Here is a 22,659-nt window from a genome sequence, read left to right on the forward strand (position 1 = left end):
AAGTGATGCGTTCCGAGCAACCGCGTGAGCTGCGGATCGAACACCTGACCAGCTCTGAGATCGCCGAGGCGATCGCGGCCGGCGCCCGCACAGCGATCCTTCCGCTGGGCGCGATAGAGCAGCATGGACCTCACCTTCCGCTGTCAATGGACAGCGATCATGCCGACGCGCTGGCGCTCCGCATCGCCCGCAAGCTTGGTGCTGCACTGGTGCTGCCAACGGTCAGGGTTGGGTACTCGCCCCACCACCTCGGCTTCTGCGGCTCGCTGTCGGTGCGTCCCTCTACGCTAGAAGCGATCTGCCTGGACTACTGCAGCAGCCTGGCTGCGCACGGGTTCGCCCGCGTGGTCCTCTTCTCCGGGCACATCGGCAATTACCCGATCATGCGCGACTTCGAGCCGCGGCTGGCCGCAGCGCTCGCTCCGGCGCTTCAGGTCATCATCTATAGAGACAGTGCCGCGATCCTCGACGCTTGGCGGAAGTCCGCGCAGTCGGTCGCTGGTCTGGGAAGCCGCGTCGGTGGTCACGCAGACGTGGCGGAGACCTCGGTGATGCTCGTTTTGCATCCTGACAGGGTTCGGGCCGACCGGATGGCAGCGGGGTACCTGGGCAAGGTCGACGAGAAATTTCTGAACAGAGCATTCGTCGACGGTATCGACGCAGTCTCGCCTAACGGTGTTCTCGGCGACCCCGCCGGGAGTTCGAAGGCAATCGGCCACGCTGCATTGGACGCCGTCACCGATCTCGTCGTCGCGTACGCCACTATGCACGGAGCGTGATCGTATGCCATCCATGAGTGAACAGATGGACAGCAGGACGCTGCGCGAGGCCTTCGGCGCGTTCCCGACGGGCGTAGTATCCGTGGCGGCTCAGGTCGACGGGAGGCTGGTCGGTCTCGCGGCCTCTTCGTTCACCTCGGTCTCTCTCGAACCTCCACTCGTGTCGTTCTCCGTCGCGAAAGGTTCGACCACGTGGCCCGAGCTACGCCGAGCCGAGCACCTCGGAGTCACCGTGCTCGCTGAGGACCACGGCGCATTGTGCCGCCAGCTCGCCGGTCCGGCCCAGGAGCGGTTCACCGGCGTCGCCTTCGAGATCACCAACAACGGTGCGGTGATGCTTGCCGAGGGGATCGCCCAGTATGACTGCACTGTCCGCGAGGAGTTGGAGGCGGGAGATCACGTCATAGTGCTGCTGAAACTCCATGCCGTCGTCGTTCATAGCCGCAGGCAGCCTCTCATCTTTCACCGCAGCGGGTTCGGAAGGATCGCCTCGCTTGCATAGCGAGAGCACATATGATGAGCCCTTGTCTCGCGCTCGCCCGCGACGCCGTCGCGCAGCTTGAGGGAAGCGCCCGCCGCAATGTGAAGCTCTGCTTGACACCCCGTTCAAACAAACAAGTTGCGAAGGAAATTACGAATGAGGAAGCGAATCTTGCATCTGGCCGCGGCAATGGCGTTAACCCTCGCGCTGTCGATCTCTGCGGCCAATGCTCAGAAGAAATACGACCCAGGCGCCAGCGACACCGAGATCAAGATCGGCCAGACCGTGCCATTCTCGGGACCGGCGTCGGCCTATGCCTCGATCGGAAAGACCGAGGCCGCCTACTTCAGGATGATCAACGACCAGGGCGGCATTAACGGCCGCAAGATCAACCTGATCCAGTATGACGACGCCTATTCGCCGCCGAAGGCGGTGGAGCAGGTGCGCAAGCTCATCGAGAGCGACGAGGTGCTCCTGACCTTCCAGATCGTCGGTACACCTTCGAACGCAGCCGTGCAGAAGTATCTCAATTCCAGGAAAGTGCCGCAGCTGTTCGCAGCCGCCAGCGCCTTGAGGTTCTCCGATCCGAAGAACTTTCCATGGACTATGGGCTATGATCCAAACAACTTCGTCGAGGGGCGCATCTACGGCCAATACATTCTGAAGGAGCATCCGAACGCCAAGATCGGCGTGCTTTATCAGAATGACGATTTTGGCAGGGACTATCTGAACGGCATCAAGGTGGGGCTCGGCGACCGGGCCGCCACGATGATAGTCGCGGAGACGTCCTACGAAGTGTCCGATCCGACCGTCGATTCCCATGTTCTCAGGATCAAGGATGCGGGCGCCGACCTGTTTTTCATCGCCGCCACGCCGAAGCAGGCCGCGCAGGCGATCAAGAAGACCGCCGAGATGGGCTGGCATCCGGTGCGGATCGTCGACATGAAAGCGACCTCCGTCGGAAGCGTCCTGAAACCATCCGGGCCTGAAAACGCCAAGGGTCTCATCAGTACCAACTATGGCAAGGAGCCGCTCGATCCGCAATGGAAAGACGATCCGGGCGTGAAGCGCTACCTTGCTTTCATGGAGAAGTATTATCCGGATGGAGACAAGAGCTCGAACTTCAATACCTATGGCTATGGCGCGGCACAGCTCCTTGTCCACGTGCTGCAGCAGTGCGGCGACGATCTAACGCGCGAGAACGTCATGAAGCAGGCGGCGTCGCTCAAGGATGTGACAGGCGACCTCGCGCTGCCCGGAATCAAGATCAACACCTCGCCAACCGACTACCGTCTCCATAAACGGTTGCAGATGATGCGCTTCAACGGCGAGCGCTGGGATGTGTTCGGCCCGATCCTTGAGGATGCCGGTCCGGCGGGTTAGTTGCTGAACTCTGATCCAATCGACGGCCTGTCGGCCGCAGACGTTGTCTTCCGCTCCTCCCCTGGCCCGGCGGACTATCGCCGGGCCCTTTTTCTTAAGTGGATGGGTGCATACGACAGCTTATCGTACCGTCAAGCCTCTCTTGTCTCTCACCGGCGGATAACCTTCTTCAGTAACTCCGCAAGCATTCGGAACTCTTGCTGGCCTAGCGGGGAATAAATATCTGATGAATTCGGTTCGCAACGGTGCAGTTGTTGATTTCACCGGGTCGAACGCGGGAAAGGGCATCAGCATCGTCGGCGACGGCTGGAACGTCCAATATACTGGGACGTGGTCGGCATCTTCGGGCAGCACGGTGTTTCTGCTTGGCGGCAGTATTCCGCGAACCGCTGACCTTATCCAGATTTCGGGGGCTCGGACGTTCGGAACGATCGGGATGCGTTCCGAGATTTCGTCGTTACGACTACTTCCGGTATCTATGCCGGCGCGGTGGGGCGTCACGCGATATTCTTCGATGGGTCTCTCGGACCATTTCTTTGTCGAGAACGTCATCATCGACAATCTGTTCATCGACAAAATGGCGACCGGCTACTCCATCCACGCGAGTGCCGCCCCCACCCGCACAAACGGCATCTTGTTGGTGTCGACAATAAGTCGTAGCTTCTTGATGAGTGTAAGGCAGGTCAACTCTGCCGATGCTATCACCATCGAGAATAATACCTTTGGGCAGAATGCAATCAACGACAGCCGCAATCAGGGCGTCTGCATTCCGGCGGTGAGTGGAGCAACAACCGATCGCATCATCAACAACTACTTCTTGAACTTCAACGGAATGGTTGTGATCGACGGTGGTCCCGACACGATCATCCAAACAACGTATTCGAGCAATCGGCGGTAGCTAACGCCTACGGCGCGATGGTTGACCTGAATGGTGCGGGCAACCCGTTGACGAGTGTTAATGTCAGCGGCAATCGCTTTTCACAATTGATCGCCGGGTCAATTGCTGCACCGCTGCGCATCAATGCAGCCACCAACACAAACGTTGCCGGGAACTGGTTCTACATCGCGGGGGTCTACCCCTTCATCACTGTGACAGTCAACGCGGTCAGCACCGTCATCGGTGATAACTACTACCAAGACACTGGGGCTACAAAGTAAACGGCGGCATATCTGATGCGGGTATTGCCACCAAATGCGATACGCCGCTGTACGTTTGGCGCGCGGCGACCGTCGTGCCTGGCATCCCCGCGGTCGGTAGGATCTTCTCGTGGTATGACGCCACCGACACGCGTTTCCATGACATCGATTATTCTGGAGTGATCGGAACGACGGTTGTTCCGTCAGTCGCCCCGGCGCACAAATTCGCAACCGGAATTGGGAGCAACGGCGCCGTCACCTACACGCAACCCGCTATTGCCGACCTTGCCGGCGGCGCATGGACGGCTTACACCCCAGTCGTCACGGCGCAGACTGGAGCGCCAACGACCGTATTAGCGACGGGCAGATATCTGCAAATAGGTAAGACTGTTTTCGTTGAGATGGACATTACTCTCACCAAAGTCGGGACAGCGGCAAATTCATTGCTTGCGAGCCTTCCTTTTGCCGCGGCGGCCTTTCGGTACCCTGCGACGGCCTGCGAATACACTGTCGGGAAAGGCGGCGCGGGTATCATTGCCCCTGGCGGCACTACCCTGTCCACAAGAGATGCATCGTATCCCTCCGTTGAGGGCCGCCTTGTTTGACGGACGCGAGCGCTGCAGGTCCTAGGGGTAATCCTAGGAGAAGCGCTATGACGATTTCGCGGGCAGAGGTGATCACATCGGTCGAGCGGCGGCGTCGGTGGTCGCAGGATGAGAAGGAACGGCTAGTTGCAGCATCGCTCGAGCCCGGAGCCACCGTTTCCGAGGTGGCTCGCATGGCCGGCCTTCATGTGAGCCAGCTGTTCAGGTGGCGCAAAGAGCTTTGCAAGCACGGTGAAACGAGTGTAGCGCCGTTAGTGGCGGTCGAGATTGGGCCGTCTGTGCCGCCGCGGGATGTGGCCGAAGCGCCATTGACGACGGCGCCGGCGCGTCGACGGAGGAGCCAGGGCATCATCGAGATTGATCTCGGTAGCGGACACCGCATCCGGGTCGATGGTGACGTTGATGGAGACGCGCTGCGACGAGTTCTCGATGCCCTGGTGCGCCGATGATCCCGGTTCCGAGCGGCGTGCGAGTGTGGCTCGCGACAGGCTACACGGATATGCGCAGAGGCTTTCCGTCGTTGGCACTTCAAGTGCAGGAGGTGCTGCGCAAAGGTATCCATTCGGCGTAGGCCGCAGGTCACCGCTTCAGCAGTCCAGGGTTTTCCTTGTAGAACTTGATAAGCTCGATCAGGTTCTCGATTCCGAAGTCGGTGAACGCCTGGACGCCGTCTTCTCCGACGCCATAGACCCAGATCACGCCATGCTCGATCTCCATTTCGATGGCGATGTCCCACAGCCAATCTTCGTCTTCGCCGAGGTCCTTGGCGACCTGGGCAATGGTGGTGACGTGATGGACTTTGTTGACGTGGGTGGTCATGCCGCTGCTCGAGCGGAGAGCGCTGATGCCGGTGTCCAATTCCAGGGCAGCAGTTCGTCCAGCCGGTGAGCCGGGTGGGCAGCAATGCGAGCGAGAACATCCGCCAGCCAGGCTTGCGGGTCGATGCCGTTCATCTTGGCGGTGATGATCAGGCTGTACATGGCCGCCGCACGCCGTCCGCCGCGATCAGAGCCGCAGAACAACCAGGACTTTCGCCCCAGAGCGATACCTCTTAGGCCTCGTTCGGCGGCATTGTTGGACAGACATACCCGCCCATCATCGAGGAACAGGGTGAAGCTCGCCCAGCGCTTCAGGATATAGTTGAACGCCTTAGTCAGGTCGTGCCCACGGGAGAGTTTGGCGAGCTGTTCTCTCATGTAGACTTGAAGATCGTCGACCAGGGGCCGGCTCTGCGTCTGCCGTACCTGAAGGCGATCCTCGGGACTCCTGCCATTGATGGAGCGCTCGATCTCGAACAGCGCGTCGATCCGCCTCACGACCTCGATCGCGATCGGCGAGAGCGGGATCTCCTTCTTGCCGGCGGCCTTGCGCCGGGCATTCTCTTCGATGTCGGCCATGGCAAAGAACGGGCGCCGTCCGTGCGACCAGCAGGCAGCCTCCCGGATTGGGCCTGGCTGGCGTCCCGCTAGATAGAGCTGGTTGTACCCATCATAGGCATCGGCCTGCAGGATGCCGGCATATCGGGCCAGATGCCCCCGGGGATGCTCGCCCTTGCGGTCGCGGGAGTAATAGAACATCGCCGCCGGCGGCCCCGCGCCGCCAAACGGCCGGTCGTCCCGGACGTAGATCCAGCATCGCGCCGTATCGGTCTTGCCTTTGGCCAGTACGGGCACGGTCGTATCATCGGCATGCAGGCGCTCGGCCGCCATGACATGGGCTTCGACCAAGCGCAGGAGGGGATCCAGCGACGCACAGACCGATCCCATGGCGTCCGCCATGGTCGACAGCGCGATCGGCACGCCTTCCAGGACGTAGCGCTCCGCCTGGCGGTTTAAGGGCTGATGTTGGCCGAACTTCTCGAACATGATCATGGCCAACAGACTCGGGCCGGCCCATCCGCGGGCGACGGCATGGAACGGCGCCGCCGTCTGGCTGATCTTCTCGCAGTCGCGGCAGGAGAACTTCTCCCGGACCGTCTCGATCACCTTCCACTGGCGCGGTACCACTTCCAGCGTCCGAGTTACGTCCTCGCCGAGCTTGCGCAGGCGAGTGCCCCCACAACAATCGCAAGCCGTTGGCCCATCGATCACCACCCGCTCCCGGGGAAGATTTTCGGGGAACGTCTGGCGCTCGGCGCGCTTGCGCGTAAATCCGCGCACCGCCGTCGCCTTGGCCACGGCCCGTTCCGCCGCAAGCTCGTCCTCGGTGGCGTCGGCTTCCAGCTCTTCGAACGTCAGCGCCAGCTGTTCGATCAGCCGCGCCGAACGCTCCGATCGTTGCCCATAGATCTGATGCTTCAGCTTGGCGATCTGCAGCTTCTGCTGGGCAATCAGCGCCTCGTCTTCCGACGCTTTCGCGCGGGCGACCGCGAGCTCGGCGGCGATCTCAAACCCCTTCGCGCGCTCGGCCGCCAACGCCTCTTTCAGGGCGGCAACGTCATCCGGAGCAGCGTCGCGATCAGCATTCATGCGACGCAGTGAATCACAAGTTGGACGCGATGGGACTCCTTAAAAAGCTGAAGGCCGCAGATATTTGCTCAACCCGCGCTCCGCGGCCGCCAGCTCAGTTGCGGATTCCGCCAGTCGATGCCTTCGAGCATGTAGGCCATCTGGGCCGCCGAGATCGATACCGCACCGTCCGACGCCGAAGGCCAGATAAACTTGCCGCGGTCCAAACGCTTGGCATAAAGCGACATGCCCAACCCATCATGCCAAAGGATCTTGACCAGATCGCCGCTGCGCCCCCGGAAGATGTAGAGATCGCCCGCATGAGGATCCCGCTTCAGGCTTTCCTGCACTGTGAGAGCCAAGCTTCGCATGCCGCGACGCATATCGGTGTGGCCAGTGGCGATCCAGACCCTGACGCCGCTCGGGATCGGGATCATCGGCGTCGCAGGAGCTCGAGAACCCGCTGTAGCGCCTCAGTGTCCACGTCACGATCTACCCGCACGCGGCAACCACCAAGCTCGATCTCGATGATTCCGACCCTCGCGCGCTGCGCAGGCGGTGAAGACGGCACCTGCGGCGCGCACGTCGATGCCGAAGCTGGCGTAGAGGTGATCTCCACGGGTACAAGCGCAGGCACCGCGTCCTCCGCCAGCCGGCCGTCGCGCGCCAGCCGGCGCCACGTGAACAATTGGCTCGTCGACAATCCGTTGCGACGTGCCGTTACCGACACCAATCGTGGCCCGCTGTAGCTCTCGGCAACGATCCGCTGCTTCTCCTCCAAAGTCCAGCGGCGCCGTGCGCCCGTCGAGACGACTTCAAGTCGGGAAACCTTCGGCATAGGCATATAGTCAGTCATGCGCCTATGTCTTCACGTTGCCACCTCACTCGGCAAGGCGGTCGCCCCCGGAGGGATACGCGCAAAGACCCGCTCAGCGGTCATCTGTTCGTCTTCCGCGGTCGGCGCAGTGATCTTGTGAAAGTGATCTGGCACGATGGCCAGGGAGCATGCCTGTTTACCAAAAGACTCGAGAGAGGAAAGTTCATCTGGCCATCGGTTGCCGGTGAATCGGTAACGATCTCTCCGGCGCAGTTGAGCTATCTGTTGTCCGGGATCGATTGGCGCAACCCTCAAGAAACCCAGCGTCCGACGCGGGTCGGATAGCCGTTTTACAGTTTGAATCTTCTGCTTGATCTGATTCAATGGCTTCATGACATCGAAGCCGGACGATCTTCCATCGGACCTTGCGAGTGCCCTGGCGACGCTGCAGGCCGAGCGTGAGGCGCGGCTGCGAGCTGAGGCGGTGGCTGCCAGCGCGCAGGCGGAGCTGTCGGACAACGAGGCGCTGGTCGCGCATCTCGAGTTGCGGATCGAGAAGCTCAAACGCGAACTGTACGGGCAGCGCTCCGAGCGCACGGCGCGGCTGCTCGAGCAGTTGGAACTGGAGCTCGAAGACCTCGTCACCACGGCGAGCGAGGATGAGCTTGCGGCGCAGGCCGCAGCGGCGAAGACTCAGAACGTCCGCCCCTTCACGCGCAGGCGGCCGGTGCGCAAGCCCTGGCCGGACGACATCGAACACGAGCGCGTCGTCATTGACGCTCCGACGAGCTGCGCCTGCTGCGGCGGATCGCGGCTGGCGAAGATCGGCGAGGATGTGACCAAGACGCTGGAGGAGATCCCGCGTCGCTTCAAGGTCATCGAGACAGTGCGCGAGAAGTTCACCTGCCGCGATTGCGAGAAGATCAGCCAGCCGCCTGCGCCGTTCCATGCCACGCCGCGCGGCTTCATCGGCCCACAATTGCTGGCGACGATCCTGTTCGACAAGTTCGGCATGCATATCCCGCTCAACCGCCAGAGTGCGCGCTTCAAGGCCGAGAGGATTGATTTGCCGCTGTCGACGCTGGCCGACCAGGTCGGCCACGGGACCTTCGCCGTCATGCCGCTCTTCCACTTGATCGAACGCCATGTGCTCGCTGCCGAGCGCCTTCATGGCGATGACACCACCATCCGTATCCTGGCGAAGGGCAAGTGCACGACCGGGCGGATCTGGACTTATGTGCGGGATGACCGGCCCTTTGCCGGGCCTGCGCCGCCGGCGGCGGTCTATTACGCCTCGAGCGACCGACGAGGCGAGCATCCCCAGAAGCATCTGGCCGCCTTCGCCGGTATCCTGCAAGCCGATTGCTACAACGGCTTCGAGCCGCTGTTCGACCCGCAAAAGAAGGTGCTGCCGATTACGCCGGCGTTTTGCTTCGCCCATGCGCGGCGGGGCTTCTTCGAGCTGGCTGACATCGAGAAGAATGCCCGGGAAGGCAAGAGAGGTAAACCGGTCTCTCCGATCGCGCTGGAGGCGGTCAGGCGCCTGGATGTGTTGTTCGAGATCGAGCGCGCCATTAACGGCTGCGGCGCCGACGAGCGGCACGCCGTGCGCCAGGAAAAGAGCAAGCCGCTCCTCGGGGACATGCACGCCTGGTTGTTGCGTGAGCGCGAAACCCTCTCTCGCTCGTCCGAGGTCCTGAAGCCGATGAATTACATGCTCAGGCGCTGGGACAACTTCGCCCGCTTCCTCGACGATGGCAGGATCTGCTTGACCAACAATTGCGCTGAGCGCGCATTGAGAGGCATCGCCCTGGGAAGGCGCAACTGGACCTTCGCCGGCAGCCAGCGTGGTGCCGACCGTGCCGCCATCATGCTGACGATGATCACGACCTGTCGTCTCAACGACGTCGATCCCAAGGCCTGGCTCGCCGACGTCCTCGCCCGTATCGCCGATCTTCCCGCTTCGCGTCTGCACGAACTGCTACCCTGGGAATGGAAGCTCCTGCGCCAAGGCGACAAGCCTGCCGATCAGCAGGCCGCCTGATCTTCACGCAACACCGTCATAGAGCTCGCCGTGCCCGCGCGCATGCATCAATCAGGCGGTCCTCGTCGTATGCGTACGATGCATCGGGAGCGTCATGGTTTGTAAATGGATACTCGCTTGTCTGCGCGGCCGTCTACGAGGTGCCATAGCGCAGGGGCGGGCGATCACGCGACATTGGGCCGGCAAAGAATCTTTGGCGGCTCGAGTGGCCTCGGGCCGGCCGGCGAGCTCGTCCGCTCGATCAGGTCCTGACAAGCGATAGCGCGGCGTGACTGCATGTTTCGGCAATTTCCGGACAGCAATTTCGGTAATTCGCGGACAGCGATTTCAGTAATTCCGGGACAGGGATTCCGCTAAATCGCGGACAGTTGCGGGAGGTTGGTTTTCGGGAGCGCCGTTCAGGCAATGTTCTCTCTCAAGCTGAGTTTGAGAGGGGCAATGCCGAGACGGAAGCAAGCGAAACGAACCACTGTGAAGGACCTACGATCGATCCTGAGGCTGACGTACGAGCAGGACCTGTCGGTTCGGGAGATCTCGGAACGGCTGCAGATCAGCAAGAGTTCGGTTGCCACCTACCTGCTGCGAGCGCGTGAAGCGGGTTTGAGCTGGCCGCTGCCGCCGATTTACGAGAGCGAGGCGGCCTTGCAGCGAGCCTTGTTCCGGCGGGTCGGGCGGCCCCCGCAGGACTTGAGCGAGCCTGAGTGGCCACGGGTGGCGCAGGAGCTCAAGCGCAAGGGCGTGACGCTGACGCTGCTGTGGCAGGAATACCGGACGGCGCATCCCGACGGCTATGGTTACACGTGGTTCTGCGAGAAGTTTGACGCCTATCGGCGCCGGGCGAACCCGACCTTCCGTCATCGCCACGCGGCGGGTGCAGTGATGCAGACCGACTATGCCGGTCCGACGGTGGAGGTGATCGATCCGCAAACCGGCGAGATCCGTCAGGCGCAGATATTTGTCGCGGTGCTCGGGGCCTCGTCGCTGACCTTCGCTATGGGGAGCTTCGGTCAGCGACTACCAGATTGGATCGAAGGCCAGACCCGGGCCTTGTCGTACTTCGGCGGAGTTCCCAAGGCGATCGTCTGCGACAATCTGAAGGCCGGGGTCGTCAAGGCGTTGTGGTTCGAGCCAACGCTCAACCAAACCTTTGCCGCCATGGCCGAGCACTACGACACGACGATTTTGCCGACCCGCAGCCGCAAGCCGCGCGACAAGGGCAAGGTTGAAGGCGCGGTGTTGATTGTTGAGCGCTGGATTCTGGCACGGCTGCGCCATCGGCGGTTCTTCAACCTGACTGATCTCAATACTGCGATCGCCGGTTTGCTGGAGGAGCTGAACCATCGGCCGATGCGCCATATCGGCAAATCCCGCCGGCAGCTGTTCGAGGAGATCGAGCGCGCTGCGTTGACGCCGCTGCCGGGCGAGCCGTTCGAATACGCCGAATGGAAAACGGCGAAGGTCCACCCCGATTATCACGTCGAAGTCGACAAGACCTTTTACTCGGTGCCGCACCGGCTGATCGGCCGTCGGGTGGACGTCCGGCTCACCTATCGAGCCGTCGAGATCTTCCAGGATCACACGCGTGTTGCCAGCCATGTGCGCCGCTCTCAGCGCAGCGGCCATGTCACCGTGAACGAGCACATGCCCAAGGCCCATCAGCGTTATGCCAATATGACGCCGGCGAGCTTGATCAAGATGGCAGCGCGGATCGGCGTCAACGCCGCCACTCTGGTCGAGCGGATGATGCGTGAGCGCCCGCATCCCGAGCAGGGTTATCGCTCCGCCATGGGGATCATCGCCCTGGCGCGGCGCTACGAGCGCGATCGGCTCGAAGCGGCCTGCGAGCGCGCACTCGTCATCAACGCGATCAGCTACTCCTCGGTGAGCGCGATCCTCAAATCCGGGCTCGACCGCGCGAGCCCTGCTGCCGCCCCCGTCAAAGCCACCCCCTCGCACGCCAACATCCGTGGTGGGGGCTATTATCAATGAAGGAAAGGAACATCGCGATGCTGACCCACCCGACCCTCGACCAGATGCAGGCGCTCGGCCTTGCCGGAATGGCGGCCGCCTACCGGCAATTGGCCGAACAGGACAATGCCGCCGATCTCAGCCGCGACGAGTGGCTCGGCCTGATGCTCGATCGCGAAGCCGCCATGCGCGCCGACCGGCGCCTGACCAATCGGCTGGCCGCAGCCAAGCTGCGCTTCGTCGACGCCTGTATCGAAGACGTCGACTTCGCGTCCCGCCGCGGCCTTGACCGGCGCAACACCCTGCAGCTGGCGCAAGGCGCCTGGCTGAAAGCCCATGAGAACTTCATCATCACCGGCCTGACCGGGACTGGCAAAACCTGGCTGGCGTGCGCCTTCGGACGCCAGGCGGCCAGGCTCGATCATTCCGTCCTCTATTTGCGTATGCCGCGCCTGTTCGAAGACCTCGCCATGGCCCGTCTCGATGGTCGCTTCCCGCGCCTCATCGATAAGCTCGCACGTGTCCAGTTGCTCATCCTCGACGATTGGGGCACCCACACCCTCAATGACCAGCAGCGCCTTGATCTCCTCGAAATCTTCGAAGAGCGCTACAGGCGCAAATCGACCTTGATTACCGCTCAGCTGCCCGTTGCCCAATGGCACGACATGATCGGCGAGCCAACCATCGCAGATGCTATCCTGGACCGGATCATCCACAACTCCCACCGTATCGCCCTCGAAGGTGACAGCATGCGAAGGAAAAAAGCTGCGCGCCCCTTGACCGACGTCGAAAACAGCGAAACGAATACCAACTGACTTCAACAACCAGGCAACCAAAAGCCAGCGCCGCCACGCTGTCCGCGATTTAGCGAAACTGCTGTCCGTCAGTTAGCGAAACCGCTGTCCCGTTTTTGCGAAATACGCAGCGTGACCCTTCAGGCCGGTTTCCTCCATATACCCGATTCCTAATATGGTGCTGGGCTCTGTCTTTCGAGGACTTACTGAAGGTCGAGTCCGGTTGTCCAAAAGCCATAAGCGAAGCAACTTGTCAGGTCGCCCTTCTTAGCCAGCCTCGCTGGATCCACCAATTTGGGCCAGTTCACAGCTACGACAGCGCATTCCTCGGCTGGGCTGGCGCTAACGATCTTGTAGCCTTCGCCGTTGGACCAGTAAAGATATTGGGGTTGTCCGGGAAGTCCGGCAGGTCCGGCTGGATCGACCGGCAATGATGAAAGGTAGCGAGGCACAAGACCGTCAATATAATCGGGCGAGCGCTTACCCCAATCGCTGGCGATGCCATCGTAGCCAACGGACTTCGGATAAGCTCCATTGTCTCGCTTGTAAGCTTCTAAAGCATCGCGAATTTGTGTCAGATCGCGTAGCCGTTGTTGGAAGGGTAGATTGCCAAGTCCATAGTCCTCGCGCTGCTTCTCTAGGCGCGCTTCCACCAGCTTAACCATCTGATCCGGATCAATAGCCCGTGTTTCTGTATCGGCGCCTCGGATAGTTTCATCGAGACATTCTGCCATGCCTTGCGAATAGATTGTGGCACCAGTCGCATTCGGATGCCATACGGTGTCATAGCGATAGATGCTGGCGAGAACGGCGGCGAGAGGATCGCAATGGATCGGAGTGCCGTTGGCCTTCAGTGCGGCGCGACGGGCTTCCAGGTCAGCCCAGAATTCAGATGTCAGGAACGAGCCGTGACGATTTTGCAGGATTGCCGGGTTGGTTAGGAAGAAGCGTGCTCCGAGCTTTTCGAAACGGGTTTTCCATGTTGCCAGAATTTCCTTCTCGATCGGACTCACTACGCCGGGGCGCGGATCTTCCGTCGCCATCCAGCTTGTGTGGGTCATAGTAAGTTTCGGGTTTAGGTCTCCATCCTTGTCGAGCGAGAAGAAGGCATAGCGGAAGGGGCCGGTGTATTTTTCTCGCTCCGATTCCATCTCCTCCGTCGATTTCAAATCCCACAACCTGACTGCACCAGCAGGGGCATAAATGTACGCCTCGAGCCCAGACCACCAGCGCTTCAATGTAACGGACGTCCAAAGCACGTAGGCTGAGTACCAGGGCAGCGAAACCGACTTCCTGTAGTGGACGAAGTAGTTGTCGATATCGAAGACGTTCCCGAGGGAACGACGATCAATCCACTCCAAGGGGGCAACGACAATATCGCCAGGCTTCACTTTGGTTGTAATCTGAGAAAACAGAAGATCGGGGTGCAGGCCGACGTGAAGCCCGTAATTGTTCACGTTGTAACCGGTGGACTTAGTGATCTCCTCGGAGGCAATTGAGAACAGGCTATTTGAGCCGGCAATCACAAAGATCGTATGCTTCGACGGGTCGTTGTGTTGAGCATAGATGTAATTCCGCAGTTTATCGACATCAGAGATCCATGGCTCGACGAGGACGCCTTCCGGCTTGAGGCCGCTAGGAAGCGCGAAGGAGTCGATGAAAAACGTCACCGCCAAGCCCGTAGCGATGGCCGCTCCCAAGTGAATTCGCCAACTAGAACTGAAAATAGATAAATGCATTTGTTGTGTCGGGGTTTGCGAACGCCATCGATAGGATGAGGATCAAGAGAGCAAGCACGGGAATCTCGGCACTGCGGAGGATGTGGACCTTGCGAGAACTGAGCCTCAGGGCGATCCTCTGCGAGTTTTGAAGCCGGAAGCATATGAACCCAGCAACGAGCATGGCCGCGATATCGCGAATTTGGTTCGGTTTGACATCGGCGGCAGAGAGAGGGTCGTCACCCAACGGGACAAACAGGTATAGAAGTCTACGAATCTCGGCTCCGATGCCAAGGTCTCCGAAGTTGAAGAGAGCTTGGTAGTGCGCAATGGCGCCGGCCAGCGTCTCCGAACGGAAGAGGACCCAAGTCAGCGCCACGAAGACAAAGAGGACAGGAGTCTTTGCCGCGGCGGGCAGTTTAATATGCGAGTACCTGTGAATGATCAGCGCAGCGCCATGCACGAAGCCCCAGACGATGAACGCCCATCCTGCGCCGTGCCAAAGACCGCCCAACGTCATCGTGAGCATGAGGGCCAGCATTGTCCGGCGCGTGCCATGCCGACTGCCGCCGAGGGGGATGTAAAGGAAGTCGCGAAGCCAGTTGGACAGGGTGATGTGCCAACGGTGCCAAAACTCGGCCACGGATCTCGACTTGTACGGCGAGTTGAAATTGTAAGGCATGCTGACGCCGAACACGCGAGCGGTTCCGACCGCCATGTCGCAGTACCCGGAGAAGTCGAAATAGATCTGGAAGGTAAAGGCCATCATGCCAGCCCAAGCGCCATACATGTCTAAGGCGGACTGGTTGGCAAAGCAGGTGTTGGCAATCGGAGCGAAGAAGTCAGCGATCAGCTTCTTCAGGATGCCGATCATGAATATGAGCAGCCCAAACCGGATAGAGCGAGCATTGAACGTGGGCCAGCGCTCGTAGCTGTCGAAAACGCGACGATAGTTGACGATCGGCCCCGCGATGTAATGCGGGAAAAACAGGATGAACATCGCGTAGTTCTTCAGGCTGAAGAATCCGATGCGCTTATGATAGACGTCCGACAGGAAAGCGATTTGCTGGAACGTGAAGAAGCTCAGACCGAGCGGTAGAGCCCACATCCAGGTTCCAGACAGGCTGAACCCAAGCAAGGTATGCTTGATAAAGATCGAGTACTTGAAATAGCCGAGAATCGCTAGATTCGCGACGATCGCGCCAACGTAAACTCGGCGGTTCTTGTCCAGTTGGAGGTACCGCCCGACTGAGAAGTTAAGGACAATCGAGGCGATGACGAGCGCCAGCGTCAGGTTGCCGTTCGCGTATAGGAAGGCGATCGAGAACGCGATTCCGAGTGGCAAAAGGTCGCGGCGCACGCCGCTGACGCGTAGAGTGGCCGTCAGAAGGATCAAAGGCCCGAATATGAAGGCCAAAAAGTCAGTTTTGAAAAAGAGCACAATGTCCCCGTAGTGGGCATCAGAGCGTCGAATTCGCTCCTTGTACAGGCCAGGGTCTCCGATGTCCCCCCGGCACCGCTACCAAGGATGCAATAGGCGAACCGAGGCGTTCGGTCTAGTAGGCCAATGCCTTCGGCCAGGTTCCTCCGACGAAACCCGGATGAGCAATTGGCTCCACTCGAACGTTGCAATTTCAATGTGATGTCGGTCGGAGAGGGAGCAATCTGACGATAGGTATGCTTGTTGTTTCGTGCTTTTGATCACGACAGGCGGCTCCTTGTCGGCCTACCAGCTGGGCTACCGCGCGGATGTGAGTAGGCACGCCGGCAACGCGTGGGCACGATTCGCCGACGCCGGCCACTGAACCCTCGCTGTCCGCTACATCGGCGTGAAACGGACCCCAATGGGTAGGCCGGGCTATTCTCTGTCTTGGCTCGTGCGGTCCGTGGACGGCAAGCGCGGCAGCGATGCCATTTTCGGCCGGGGATGCACAACGACTTGATCGCTTTCGTCGCATGCCGCTTCCGGTCGCTTATGTCGACGCCGGGCGAGGAGGCCGAGGAGCACGAGCGCGGCCCCAATACCAATCATGATAGCCGGAAGTACTTGCTCCCAATTCGGGAGCAACGTTCTCAATGGTCAGTACCAGCGTTGACCGCGTGGCCTGGCGCGGCTCGTTGCTGTTGGTCGTTTCCGCACTTGGCTTCGATCAAGTCGAACAGGTCGTCGCCCGCGATATTCATGAAGTTGTGGCCCACTGCCCGGGCAGCGACAGTTATCGATGTGGTTTGGCCGACGTCAAAGGTCGTCGGGGCTCCTACATACCACGTGCCATCCGGTCGCTTTGAGAACGCCGAACAGTCGATCGTGTTGGGCTGCGCGGAAGCCGCAGCGACGAGGCCGAACAATCCGATAAGGATGCAAAGGACATTCTTCAGCATGGGTAGGCTCGAAATGGAGGGTCAAAATAGGCACGTAGGTTTAGGCAAGCGCCCCGGACTTACAAGCTACGGAGTCCCCGTAAAATTGCGGGGAGGCGGCTGCTCGGGTGAAACGTTTACGGAAGTAGTGTAACAGAGCTCTATTAAGATCTTGTGCCAGGGGACGGACCAAGGTGTATTTTATTGCGTTAGTGGTGTTCGGTGGCGTCTGCTTTTTCGCAGGTTGGCGCCTGGGCCACGCCAAAGGATACGATCGGGGACAGCATTCCGCTGCCTGCTTGTTCGCGAACAGGGCCGTCCGAGCGGGTATTGCCGAATAGCTGACAAAGCAGGCGACTGTCACGTTCGACGGTAGTAGGAGGCTCAGCTTGGGAACCTCGACGCGAGCCTGTTATCTACAAACCCCATTTTCCATGACTTGATGATGATGAGCGAAAATTCGGAAGGCTGGACGCGCGAGCAGGACGAGCTCTTCTGGCATTTGGTCATGAAGAGAACGCCGGAAAAGGACATCGCAGCGGCCCTGAACAAAACTTGTGAGGATCTTCGACGACGCGGCTACATGCTGGGTCTGCCGGCTAAATGGTTCAAATCGGCAAAGAGGACGACCGCAAGTCTGCCCGTCGGGTCGGTGCAGGAGGGCAAGGCAGACGGCCTGCCGAGTTTAGTCGCGGAATTGCCCGGGGCCGCTCGTGCGGCTGGTCCGATCCGGTTTTTGCGTGCCAATGATGCAATGACCGCGGGCGCGCACGTGATCGTGGGCCACTCGGCTGGTCCACGGTTAAAGGGGAAACGCGGCGTTATTGTCGGTGTTGGCGCGACCAGGACAAAGGTCCGCGTGCTTTTGGACGGCAACAGGCACCCGATCACATTCCACGTCTCCTTTTTGGAGGTGGAGGAGGCGCCGGGCGACTAGCCGTGAAGTTGCAAGTGACACGTTGGATCGTCTTGCCCGAAGCGCTGGACTGCGCGGAACGCTTGCTATCGTCTCCTTGCCGCCGACGCCGGAGCATCTTTGCCGGGATCGCCTTGGTCGCCTTTGTCGCCCTTATCACCCTTAGGGCCGGGGTCTCCTTTTTCACCCTTCTCCCCCTGCGCACCTTGAGCACCCTTTTCGCCTCGGGGACCTGCAGGACCCGGGGCGCCCGGAGGGCCTTCGAAGCAGCCGGCCAGCGTCAGGACAGCGGCACCAACGATCATCATCAAGGGCAGTCGCATTATGCACTCCAGTTCGCCTCGAATGGCCTATAGGAATAATGCCTCGTCGCATGTCGCGAGATCATAGCAGCCGGAAGCATCGGAGCAGAGGCGCGTTCGATAAAATCAGCGGTCTGCCGTTTACGAACTGAAAAGCGGTTGCCACTTATGTTCGATGCGCTGCGGGCCAGCTCAAGGCTGAGCGCTGCCCTGTCCAAGGACGGAGATATGGTTCAATTCCATAGGCCCGCTCCACTAGGCCGAGCCTACGCGGCGGCGTCCACAGTCGCGATCACAGTCCGCATGTCCGTCGCCAATTCGCGATAGCGGGCGGCCAGCCGCCGATATAGTTCGCGGTTGCTCCTATCCAGCGCTCGGTCAGCGATCGTCTCGCATTCGGCAGCAAAAGTCTCAAACCGTTCCAACTTTGCTTGGAGTGCAGACATGGGCGCGTCCCTGAACTGTTACTGAGGGAGGACACACACGCTACTCCATTGATTGCGTCTGGTGGAACATTATTATCGGGTAGAATGGACTCGTTCGCGGCCAGGGTGTTGAATTCGTCAGGCGGCTGCGAACGATCGCCGTGCTTTTTTGGGTCTTCGCGGCCTTGCTGGTCTTTGCGCCAGCAGGCAGCGGCTTCGTCCGTACGGTCAACCTTCTTCGTTAACCGGCAGACGTCCCGGCGGCTGGTTTCGCCATGGTTCGGCAACGCCGTGCGGCTGTCCGACGGCCTCTGCGGCCCCGAGATCCGGCCGACCATCGTGCGGCCCGAGAAGTTCGATGCGCGGCCGCAGGCCACCACGGGCTTTCAGCTAGAAGCCTGCCGCTGTGGCAGCGGCGCACCCAGAGCTGGATGCGCCGCTGCCCTAACCAATTCGTGGTAATGCGGTTGACCTATTCAATTTGTTTCCGCGAGTGTCATTGTAAGGACAGCTGAGCGTCGTCGGTGATCTTTGTCGACTCCGTCTGCTGGTTTGGCATTGAGTTATCCAACTGCCAGCAAGCGCGATTTAGGCCGCGAGAGGGGTTAGTCAAGCGCAGGAGCAGCAGGCGATGAATATTACCGTTATCTTTGATCCTAGCGTGACCAACGCAGGAGGTCCTCCCTTAGCTTTCCAAAATGACGTTAATGCGGTCGTTGCGTACTTCGAAAGCCAATATACAGACAATATTACTTTCAACCTCCACGTTGGATATGGAGAGCGAGACGGCACGGCACTTGGGGCGAATTCGCTAGGCGAGAGTTTTACTTTCTTTCATAGCTATAGTTACTCCTCGATCGTCAGTGCTCTCAAGAGCCACTCTTCGACAACAGACGACTCCGCGGCTTATGCCACATTGCCCAACACAGATCCTGTGACTGGCGGTCACACCTTAGTGACTCGAACCCCCGACAACTGAACCGCCGGTGTTACTACGCCATGCGTAGAACATTGCGCAGCGCCATGGCTGCCCGCGAGGGTATGAATTAGGAGACGGTGTCTAACCCGCGTTGGCCTTCAGGCCGGCAGCCTCGATGCCGGCCACGGCGCAGAGCTCGTCATTGTCCGAGGTGTCGCCGCTGACGCCGACGGCCCCGATCAGGGTCGCGCCGTCCATGATCAGGACGCCGCCGGGCACCGGCACCATCCGCCCCTGCGCCAATGTGTTCACGGCGTCGACGAAATAGGCCTGCTCCTGCGCGCGCTGAAACAGCGCCCGCGATCCCATCCCGAGCGCCAGCGCGCCATAGGCCTTGCCATGGGCGATCTCGGCCCGCATCAGGCTGGTGCCGTCCTGTGCCACCGTCACCTTCACCGCGCCGCGGGCGTCGAGGATGGTGACGACCAGCGGCTTGAACTTCTTCTCGACCCCCTTGGCCAGCGCGGCATCCAGAATCTTGCGGGCAGTTTCGAGAGTGAGCTCAGCCATGGGCCTCTTCCTTTGTCGGTAACAATGTGTCGGAATTCGATTTCGCACGTTTCAGGCTCATCGCCAATACGCTGGCGACATGCAGCGGCGTCCGCCCGCTGCCGTCCTTGATCTGGTGCCGGCATGAGGTCCCGTCAGCCACGATCAGCGTGTCCTGATCGGCGCCTCTGACAGCCGGCAGCAGCGACAGTTCAGCCATCTCGATCGAGGCCTGATAGGTGTCGGCACCATAGCCGAACGCGCCGGCCATGCCGCAGCAGCTCGACTCGATGGTCTTGACGTCGAGGCCGGGCACCAGCCGCAGCACCTTCTCCACCGGCTTGAACGCGCCAAAGGACTTTTGGTGACAATGGCCGTGCACGACGGCCTTGCCCGCGACAGCGCCGAGCGGTAACGCCAGTCGTCCGGCTTCCGCTTCGCGCACCAGAAACTCCTCGAACAGCAGCGCGTGCGCGCTGACGGTCTTGGCGGCCTCATCCGAACGCAGCGACAGCAGCTCGTCGCGCAGGGTCAGCAGGCAGCTTGGCTCGAGACCAATGATCGGCACGCCGCGGGCCGCGAACGGGACATAGGTCGCAACCAGCCGGTCAAGCTCGCCGCGAGCCTGCTCAACCAGTCCGGCCGACAGGAACGTTCGCCCGCAGCACGGCGGCCGTCCCCCGTCCGATGGCCTCGGCAGATGTACGCGATAGCCGCCGGCGACAAGCACCTCGATCGCCGCGTCGAGATTCTCCCGCTCATAGCCGCGGTTGAACGTATCGGCGAACAGCACCACTTCGCGGCCATCCGTCGGACCCAGCGCCCTGGCGTCGGGCCGGAACGTGTCGCGGCGAAATTCCGGCAGCGCGCGCTTGGCGCTGATCCCGGCGAGTTTCTCGAACAGCGCGCGCAGCAGCGGGCTGCGGTTGCGCCAGTTCGCGATCGGCGCAAGGCGCGAGGCGAGATCGACATAGCGCGGCAGATAGCCGACCAGCCGGTCGCGCAGCGACAGACCGTGCGTTGCCGCGCGCGCGGCCAGCACCTCGATCTTCATCTTGGCCATGTCGACGCCGGTCGGACATTCATGGCGGCACGCCTTGCAGGAGACGCAGAGTTTTAGCGTCTCCATCATCTCGTCGGAGGCGAGCGCGTCCGCACCCAACTGGCCCGAGATCGCCAGCCGCAGCGTATTGGCGCGGCCGCGGGTAACGTCCTTCTCGTTGCGCATGGCACGATAGGACGGGCACATCACGCCGCCTTCGAGCTTCCGGCAGGCGCCGTTGTTGTTGCACATCTCGACGGCGCCCTGGAAACCGCCGCCGGCGCCGGGATAGGCCGACCAGTCGAGCATCGTCTTCAGTTCGCCGACGCGATAATCTGGCGCGAAGCGAAACAGCGAACGGTCGTCCATGGCAGGCGGATCGACGATCTTGCCCGGGTTGAGCGTGTTGGTCGGATCGAAGCGCTGCTTGACCTCGCGGAAATCGGCCACGATGCGCTGCCCGAACATCGCCTCGTGGAATTCCGAGCGCACCAGTCCGTCGCCGTGCTCGCCGGAATGCGAGCCCTTGTATTCGCGCACCATCGCGAAGGCTTCCTCGGCAATGGCGCGCATTGCCTTGACATCCTTCTCGAGCTTGAGATTGAGCACCGGGCGCACATGCAGGCAGCCTTCGGAGGCATGCGCATACATCGTGCCGCGGGTGCCGTGCCTCGCGAACACGGCATTGAGCCGCTCGGTGTAGTCGGCGAGATGCGGCAGCGGCACCGCGCAATCCTCGACGAAGGAGACCGGCTTGCCCTCCTGCTTCATCGACATCATGACGTTGAGGCCGGCCGCGCGGAAATCGGCGATGCCGGTTTGCAGCGCGGGCTCGACGATCTCGACCACGCCGCCCCATTTGCGCTGCGGCTTGTCCCAGCCGAAGCCGAGGTCGGCCATCAGCTCGCCGAGCTGCTTGAGGCGGGCGAGATTGTCGGCCTGGTCCTCTTCGGCGAACTCGACCACCAGGATGGCGTCCGGATCGCCGCGCACCGCTGCCGAGATGATCGGCTGGAACATCGCGATCTCGCGGCCGAGCGCGATCATGGTGCGGTCGACCAGCTCGACTGCGATCGGCCGCAGCTTGACCAGATGCTGGGCCGCGTCCATCGCCTCGTAGAAGCTGCCGAAATGGCAGACGCCGAGCGCCTTGTTGCGGATGACGGGCCATAGTTTGAGCTCGACCTGCGTCGTAAAGGCGAGGGTGCCCTCCGAGCCGACCAGAAGATGCGCCAGATTGTTCGGCGCGTTGCGCGGCACCAGCGCGTCGAGGTTATAGCCGCCGACGCGGCGCTGGACCTTGGGGAATTTGTCCGCGATCTCGAGCGCCTCGCGCTCGCCGAGATCGAGCATGTCGCGAAACAGCTTCAGTCCGCTGTCGGACGAATTGACCCGCGTCAGGTCGCGCGGCACCTCGCCGAAATGCAGCAGCGTGCCGTCGGCGAGCGCTGCGTCCATCGACAGCGTATTGTCGCGCATGGTGCCGTAGCGCAGCGAGCGGCCGCCGCAGGAATTGTTGCCGGCCATGCCGCCGATCGTGGCGCGCGATGCGGTCGAGACGTCGACCGGAAACCACAGCCCATGCTTCTTCAGTTGCCGGTTGAGATCGTCGAGCACGATGCCGGGCTCGACCACGCAGGTCCGATTCTCGACGTCGAGCGAGAGGATCCGGTTCAGGTGCTTGGACAGGTCGACGACGATGCCGTCATTGACGGTCTGGCCGCATTGCGAGGTGCCGCCGCCGCGTGGGGTGACGATCCGCCCGGCGTCGCGGACGATCGCAAGCGCCCGCAGCGCCTCGTCGACGGTTCGCGGCACCACCACGCCGGCCGGCATGATCTGGTAGAACGAGGCGTCGGTCGCGTAGCGGCCGCGGTTGAAGGCGTCGAAGAAGATGTCGCCGGTCAGTTCGGACCGCAGGCACTGTTCGAGCGAGGAGGCGTTCTTCATCCCAGATCCGATGTGATCCATG

General features: G+C 61.1%; 22 protein-coding genes. 13 read left to right on the top strand and 9 right to left on the bottom strand.

All coding sequences use genetic code 11. From position 1 onward, the window contains the following. Positions 1–5 precede the first annotated feature (5 nt). The 7 genes from JEY66_RS16200 to tnpB (JEY66_RS45310) all read left to right on the top strand — a co-directional run bounded on the left by JEY66_RS16200 (position 6) and on the right by tnpB (JEY66_RS45310) (position 4,956). Positions 6–779, top strand: a complete 774-nt coding sequence (locus tag JEY66_RS16200; RefSeq protein WP_041482682.1) for a creatininase family protein — start codon at positions 6–8, stop codon at positions 777–779. A gap of 25 nt (positions 780–804) precedes the next feature. Continuing rightward, entirely contained in the window at positions 805–1,281 is a 477-nt protein-coding gene (locus tag JEY66_RS16205) for a flavin reductase family protein (protein WP_198390639.1), read from the top strand. Positions 1,282–1,416: 135 nt separating this feature from the next. Beyond that, the gene (locus tag JEY66_RS16210) at positions 1,417–2,643 is read left to right on the top strand and encodes an ABC transporter substrate-binding protein (protein WP_026193052.1); all 1,227 of its coding nucleotides are present in this window, start codon (positions 1,417–1,419) and stop codon (positions 2,641–2,643) included. Positions 2,644–2,869: 226 nt separating this feature from the next. After that, the gene (locus JEY66_RS16215) at positions 2,870–3,541 is read left to right on the top strand and encodes a hypothetical protein (RefSeq protein WP_129965159.1); all 672 of its coding nucleotides are present in this window, start codon (positions 2,870–2,872) and stop codon (positions 3,539–3,541) included. Between the two features lie 17 nt (positions 3,542–3,558). After that, positions 3,559–3,801, top strand: a complete 243-nt coding sequence (locus JEY66_RS16220) for a hypothetical protein (RefSeq protein WP_018272724.1) — start codon at positions 3,559–3,561, stop codon at positions 3,799–3,801. 631 nt (positions 3,802–4,432) lie between these two features. After that, positions 4,433–4,834, top strand: a complete 402-nt coding sequence (gene tnpA / locus JEY66_RS16225; RefSeq protein ID WP_018272695.1) for an IS66-like element accessory protein TnpA — start codon at positions 4,433–4,435, stop codon at positions 4,832–4,834. Beyond that, positions 4,831–4,956, top strand: coding sequence for an IS66 family insertion sequence element accessory protein TnpB (gene tnpB, locus JEY66_RS45310; protein ID WP_157183468.1), 126 nt, complete (start codon positions 4,831–4,833; stop codon positions 4,954–4,956). The genes tnpA (JEY66_RS16225) and tnpB (JEY66_RS45310) overlap by 4 nt, the downstream gene beginning before the upstream one ends. Positions 4,957–4,964: 8 nt before the next feature. Here tnpB (JEY66_RS45310) and JEY66_RS16230 read toward each other — a convergent pair whose 3' ends face one another. The 4 genes from JEY66_RS16230 to tnpA (JEY66_RS16245) all read right to left on the bottom strand — a co-directional run bounded on the left by JEY66_RS16230 (position 4,965) and on the right by tnpA (JEY66_RS16245) (position 7,688). Next, complete coding sequence (locus tag JEY66_RS16230) at positions 4,965–5,204, bottom strand: hypothetical protein (RefSeq protein WP_018272611.1); 240 nt, start codon at positions 5,202–5,204, stop codon at positions 4,965–4,967. Continuing rightward, on the bottom strand, positions 5,201–6,853 hold the full coding sequence (gene tnpC / locus JEY66_RS16235) for an IS66 family transposase (RefSeq protein ID WP_018272610.1): 1,653 nt from the start codon (positions 6,851–6,853) through the stop codon (positions 5,201–5,203). Before tnpC (JEY66_RS16235) ends, JEY66_RS16230 begins: the two co-directional genes overlap by 4 nt. Before the next feature lie 68 nt (positions 6,854–6,921). Then, positions 6,922–7,269, bottom strand: coding sequence for an IS66 family insertion sequence element accessory protein TnpB (tnpB, locus tag JEY66_RS16240; protein ID WP_018272609.1), 348 nt, complete (start codon positions 7,267–7,269; stop codon positions 6,922–6,924). Further along, the gene (gene tnpA / locus JEY66_RS16245; protein WP_080650387.1) at positions 7,266–7,688 is read right to left on the bottom strand and encodes an IS66-like element accessory protein TnpA; all 423 of its coding nucleotides are present in this window, start codon (positions 7,686–7,688) and stop codon (positions 7,266–7,268) included. The genes tnpB (JEY66_RS16240) and tnpA (JEY66_RS16245) overlap by 4 nt, the downstream gene beginning before the upstream one ends. 6 nt (positions 7,689–7,694) lie before the next feature. On the opposite strand from tnpA (JEY66_RS16245), the gene tnpB (JEY66_RS16250) reads away from it, so the two are divergent. From tnpB (JEY66_RS16250) to istB, 4 genes are all read left to right on the top strand, one after another. Continuing rightward, complete coding sequence (gene tnpB / locus JEY66_RS16250; protein ID WP_080650395.1) at positions 7,695–7,994, top strand: IS66 family insertion sequence element accessory protein TnpB; 300 nt, start codon at positions 7,695–7,697, stop codon at positions 7,992–7,994. A 46-nt stretch (positions 7,995–8,040) separates the two neighbouring features. Further along, the gene (tnpC, locus tag JEY66_RS16255) at positions 8,041–9,693 is read left to right on the top strand and encodes an IS66 family transposase (protein WP_018272693.1); all 1,653 of its coding nucleotides are present in this window, start codon (positions 8,041–8,043) and stop codon (positions 9,691–9,693) included. 438 nt (positions 9,694–10,131) lie between these two features. Then, entirely contained in the window at positions 10,132–11,682 is a 1,551-nt protein-coding gene (istA, locus tag JEY66_RS16260) for an IS21 family transposase (protein WP_248887608.1), read from the top strand. A gap of 17 nt (positions 11,683–11,699) precedes the next feature. Continuing rightward, entirely contained in the window at positions 11,700–12,476 is a 777-nt protein-coding gene (gene istB, locus JEY66_RS16265; RefSeq protein ID WP_026192580.1) for an IS21-like element helper ATPase IstB, read from the top strand. 182 nt (positions 12,477–12,658) lie between these two features. Here istB and JEY66_RS16270 read toward each other — a convergent pair whose 3' ends face one another. The 3 genes from JEY66_RS16270 to JEY66_RS16280 form a co-directional block, all read right to left on the bottom strand. After that, the gene (locus tag JEY66_RS16270) at positions 12,659–14,155 is read right to left on the bottom strand and encodes a hypothetical protein (protein ID WP_018272720.1); all 1,497 of its coding nucleotides are present in this window, start codon (positions 14,153–14,155) and stop codon (positions 12,659–12,661) included. A gap of 13 nt (positions 14,156–14,168) precedes the next feature. Next, positions 14,169–15,614 (bottom strand): MBOAT family O-acyltransferase, encoded by a 1,446-nt coding sequence (locus JEY66_RS16275; protein ID WP_018272719.1) that lies wholly within the window; start codon positions 15,612–15,614, stop codon positions 14,169–14,171. A gap of 632 nt (positions 15,615–16,246) precedes the next feature. Continuing rightward, complete coding sequence (locus JEY66_RS16280; protein ID WP_018272718.1) at positions 16,247–16,555, bottom strand: hypothetical protein; 309 nt, start codon at positions 16,553–16,555, stop codon at positions 16,247–16,249. A 421-nt stretch (positions 16,556–16,976) separates the two neighbouring features. On the opposite strand from JEY66_RS16280, the gene JEY66_RS16285 reads away from it, so the two are divergent. Further along, positions 16,977–17,471: a hypothetical protein gene (locus JEY66_RS16285; protein WP_018272717.1), complete on the top strand. Its 495-nt coding sequence runs from the start codon at positions 16,977–16,979 to the stop codon at positions 17,469–17,471. Between the two features lie 1,337 nt (positions 17,472–18,808). Continuing rightward, positions 18,809–19,156, top strand: a complete 348-nt coding sequence (locus tag JEY66_RS16295; protein WP_129965154.1) for a hypothetical protein — start codon at positions 18,809–18,811, stop codon at positions 19,154–19,156. A gap of 81 nt (positions 19,157–19,237) precedes the next feature. On the opposite strand, the gene JEY66_RS16300 is transcribed toward JEY66_RS16295, so the two are convergent. Continuing rightward, positions 19,238–19,666 (bottom strand): GlcG/HbpS family heme-binding protein, encoded by a 429-nt coding sequence (locus JEY66_RS16300; protein ID WP_018272714.1) that lies wholly within the window; start codon positions 19,664–19,666, stop codon positions 19,238–19,240. Next, on the bottom strand, positions 19,659–22,637 hold the full coding sequence (locus tag JEY66_RS16305) for an FAD-binding and (Fe-S)-binding domain-containing protein (RefSeq protein WP_018272713.1): 2,979 nt from the start codon (positions 22,635–22,637) through the stop codon (positions 19,659–19,661). Before JEY66_RS16305 ends, JEY66_RS16300 begins: the two co-directional genes overlap by 8 nt. Positions 22,638–22,659 lie beyond the last annotated feature (22 nt).

It is taken from the genome of Bradyrhizobium elkanii USDA 76, from assembly GCF_023278185.1.
Taxonomy (GTDB): Bacteria; Pseudomonadota; Alphaproteobacteria; order Rhizobiales; family Xanthobacteraceae; genus Bradyrhizobium; species Bradyrhizobium elkanii.

Coding starts and splice junctions, on each gene's coding strand:
- tnpB (WP_018272609.1), bottom strand. CDS start 7,269: ATGATCCCGATCCCGAGCGGCGTCAGGGTCTGGATCGCCACTGGCCAC.
- tnpA (WP_018272695.1), top strand. CDS start 4,433: ATGACGATTTCGCGGGCAGAGGTGATCACATCGGTCGAGCGGCGGCGT.
- tnpB (WP_080650395.1), top strand. CDS start 7,695: ATGTCTTCACGTTGCCACCTCACTCGGCAAGGCGGTCGCCCCCGGAGG.
- tnpA (WP_080650387.1), bottom strand. CDS start 7,688: ATGACTGACTATATGCCTATGCCGAAGGTTTCCCGACTTGAAGTCGTC.
- JEY66_RS16210 (WP_026193052.1), top strand. CDS start 1,417: ATGAGGAAGCGAATCTTGCATCTGGCCGCGGCAATGGCGTTAACCCTC.
- tnpC (WP_018272693.1), top strand. CDS start 8,041: ATGACATCGAAGCCGGACGATCTTCCATCGGACCTTGCGAGTGCCCTG.
- JEY66_RS16285 (WP_018272717.1), top strand. CDS start 16,977: ATGATGATGAGCGAAAATTCGGAAGGCTGGACGCGCGAGCAGGACGAG.
- JEY66_RS16280 (WP_018272718.1), bottom strand. CDS start 16,555: ATGCTGAAGAATGTCCTTTGCATCCTTATCGGATTGTTCGGCCTCGTC.
- istB (WP_026192580.1), top strand. CDS start 11,700: ATGCTGACCCACCCGACCCTCGACCAGATGCAGGCGCTCGGCCTTGCC.
- JEY66_RS16295 (WP_129965154.1), top strand. CDS start 18,809: ATGAATATTACCGTTATCTTTGATCCTAGCGTGACCAACGCAGGAGGT.
- tnpB (WP_157183468.1), top strand. CDS start 4,831: ATGATCCCGGTTCCGAGCGGCGTGCGAGTGTGGCTCGCGACAGGCTAC.
- JEY66_RS16220 (WP_018272724.1), top strand. CDS start 3,559: ATGGTTGACCTGAATGGTGCGGGCAACCCGTTGACGAGTGTTAATGTC.
- istA (WP_248887608.1), top strand. CDS start 10,132: ATGCCGAGACGGAAGCAAGCGAAACGAACCACTGTGAAGGACCTACGA.
- tnpC (WP_018272610.1), bottom strand. CDS start 6,853: ATGAATGCTGATCGCGACGCTGCTCCGGATGACGTTGCCGCCCTGAAA.
- JEY66_RS16300 (WP_018272714.1), bottom strand. CDS start 19,666: ATGGCTGAGCTCACTCTCGAAACTGCCCGCAAGATTCTGGATGCCGCG.
- JEY66_RS16230 (WP_018272611.1), bottom strand. CDS start 5,204: ATGACCACCCACGTCAACAAAGTCCATCACGTCACCACCATTGCCCAG.
- JEY66_RS16200 (WP_041482682.1), top strand. CDS start 6: ATGCGTTCCGAGCAACCGCGTGAGCTGCGGATCGAACACCTGACCAGC.
- JEY66_RS16205 (WP_198390639.1), top strand. CDS start 805: ATGGACAGCAGGACGCTGCGCGAGGCCTTCGGCGCGTTCCCGACGGGC.
- JEY66_RS16305 (WP_018272713.1), bottom strand. CDS start 22,637: ATGAAGAACGCCTCCTCGCTCGAACAGTGCCTGCGGTCCGAACTGACC.
- JEY66_RS16215 (WP_129965159.1), top strand. CDS start 2,870: ATGAATTCGGTTCGCAACGGTGCAGTTGTTGATTTCACCGGGTCGAAC.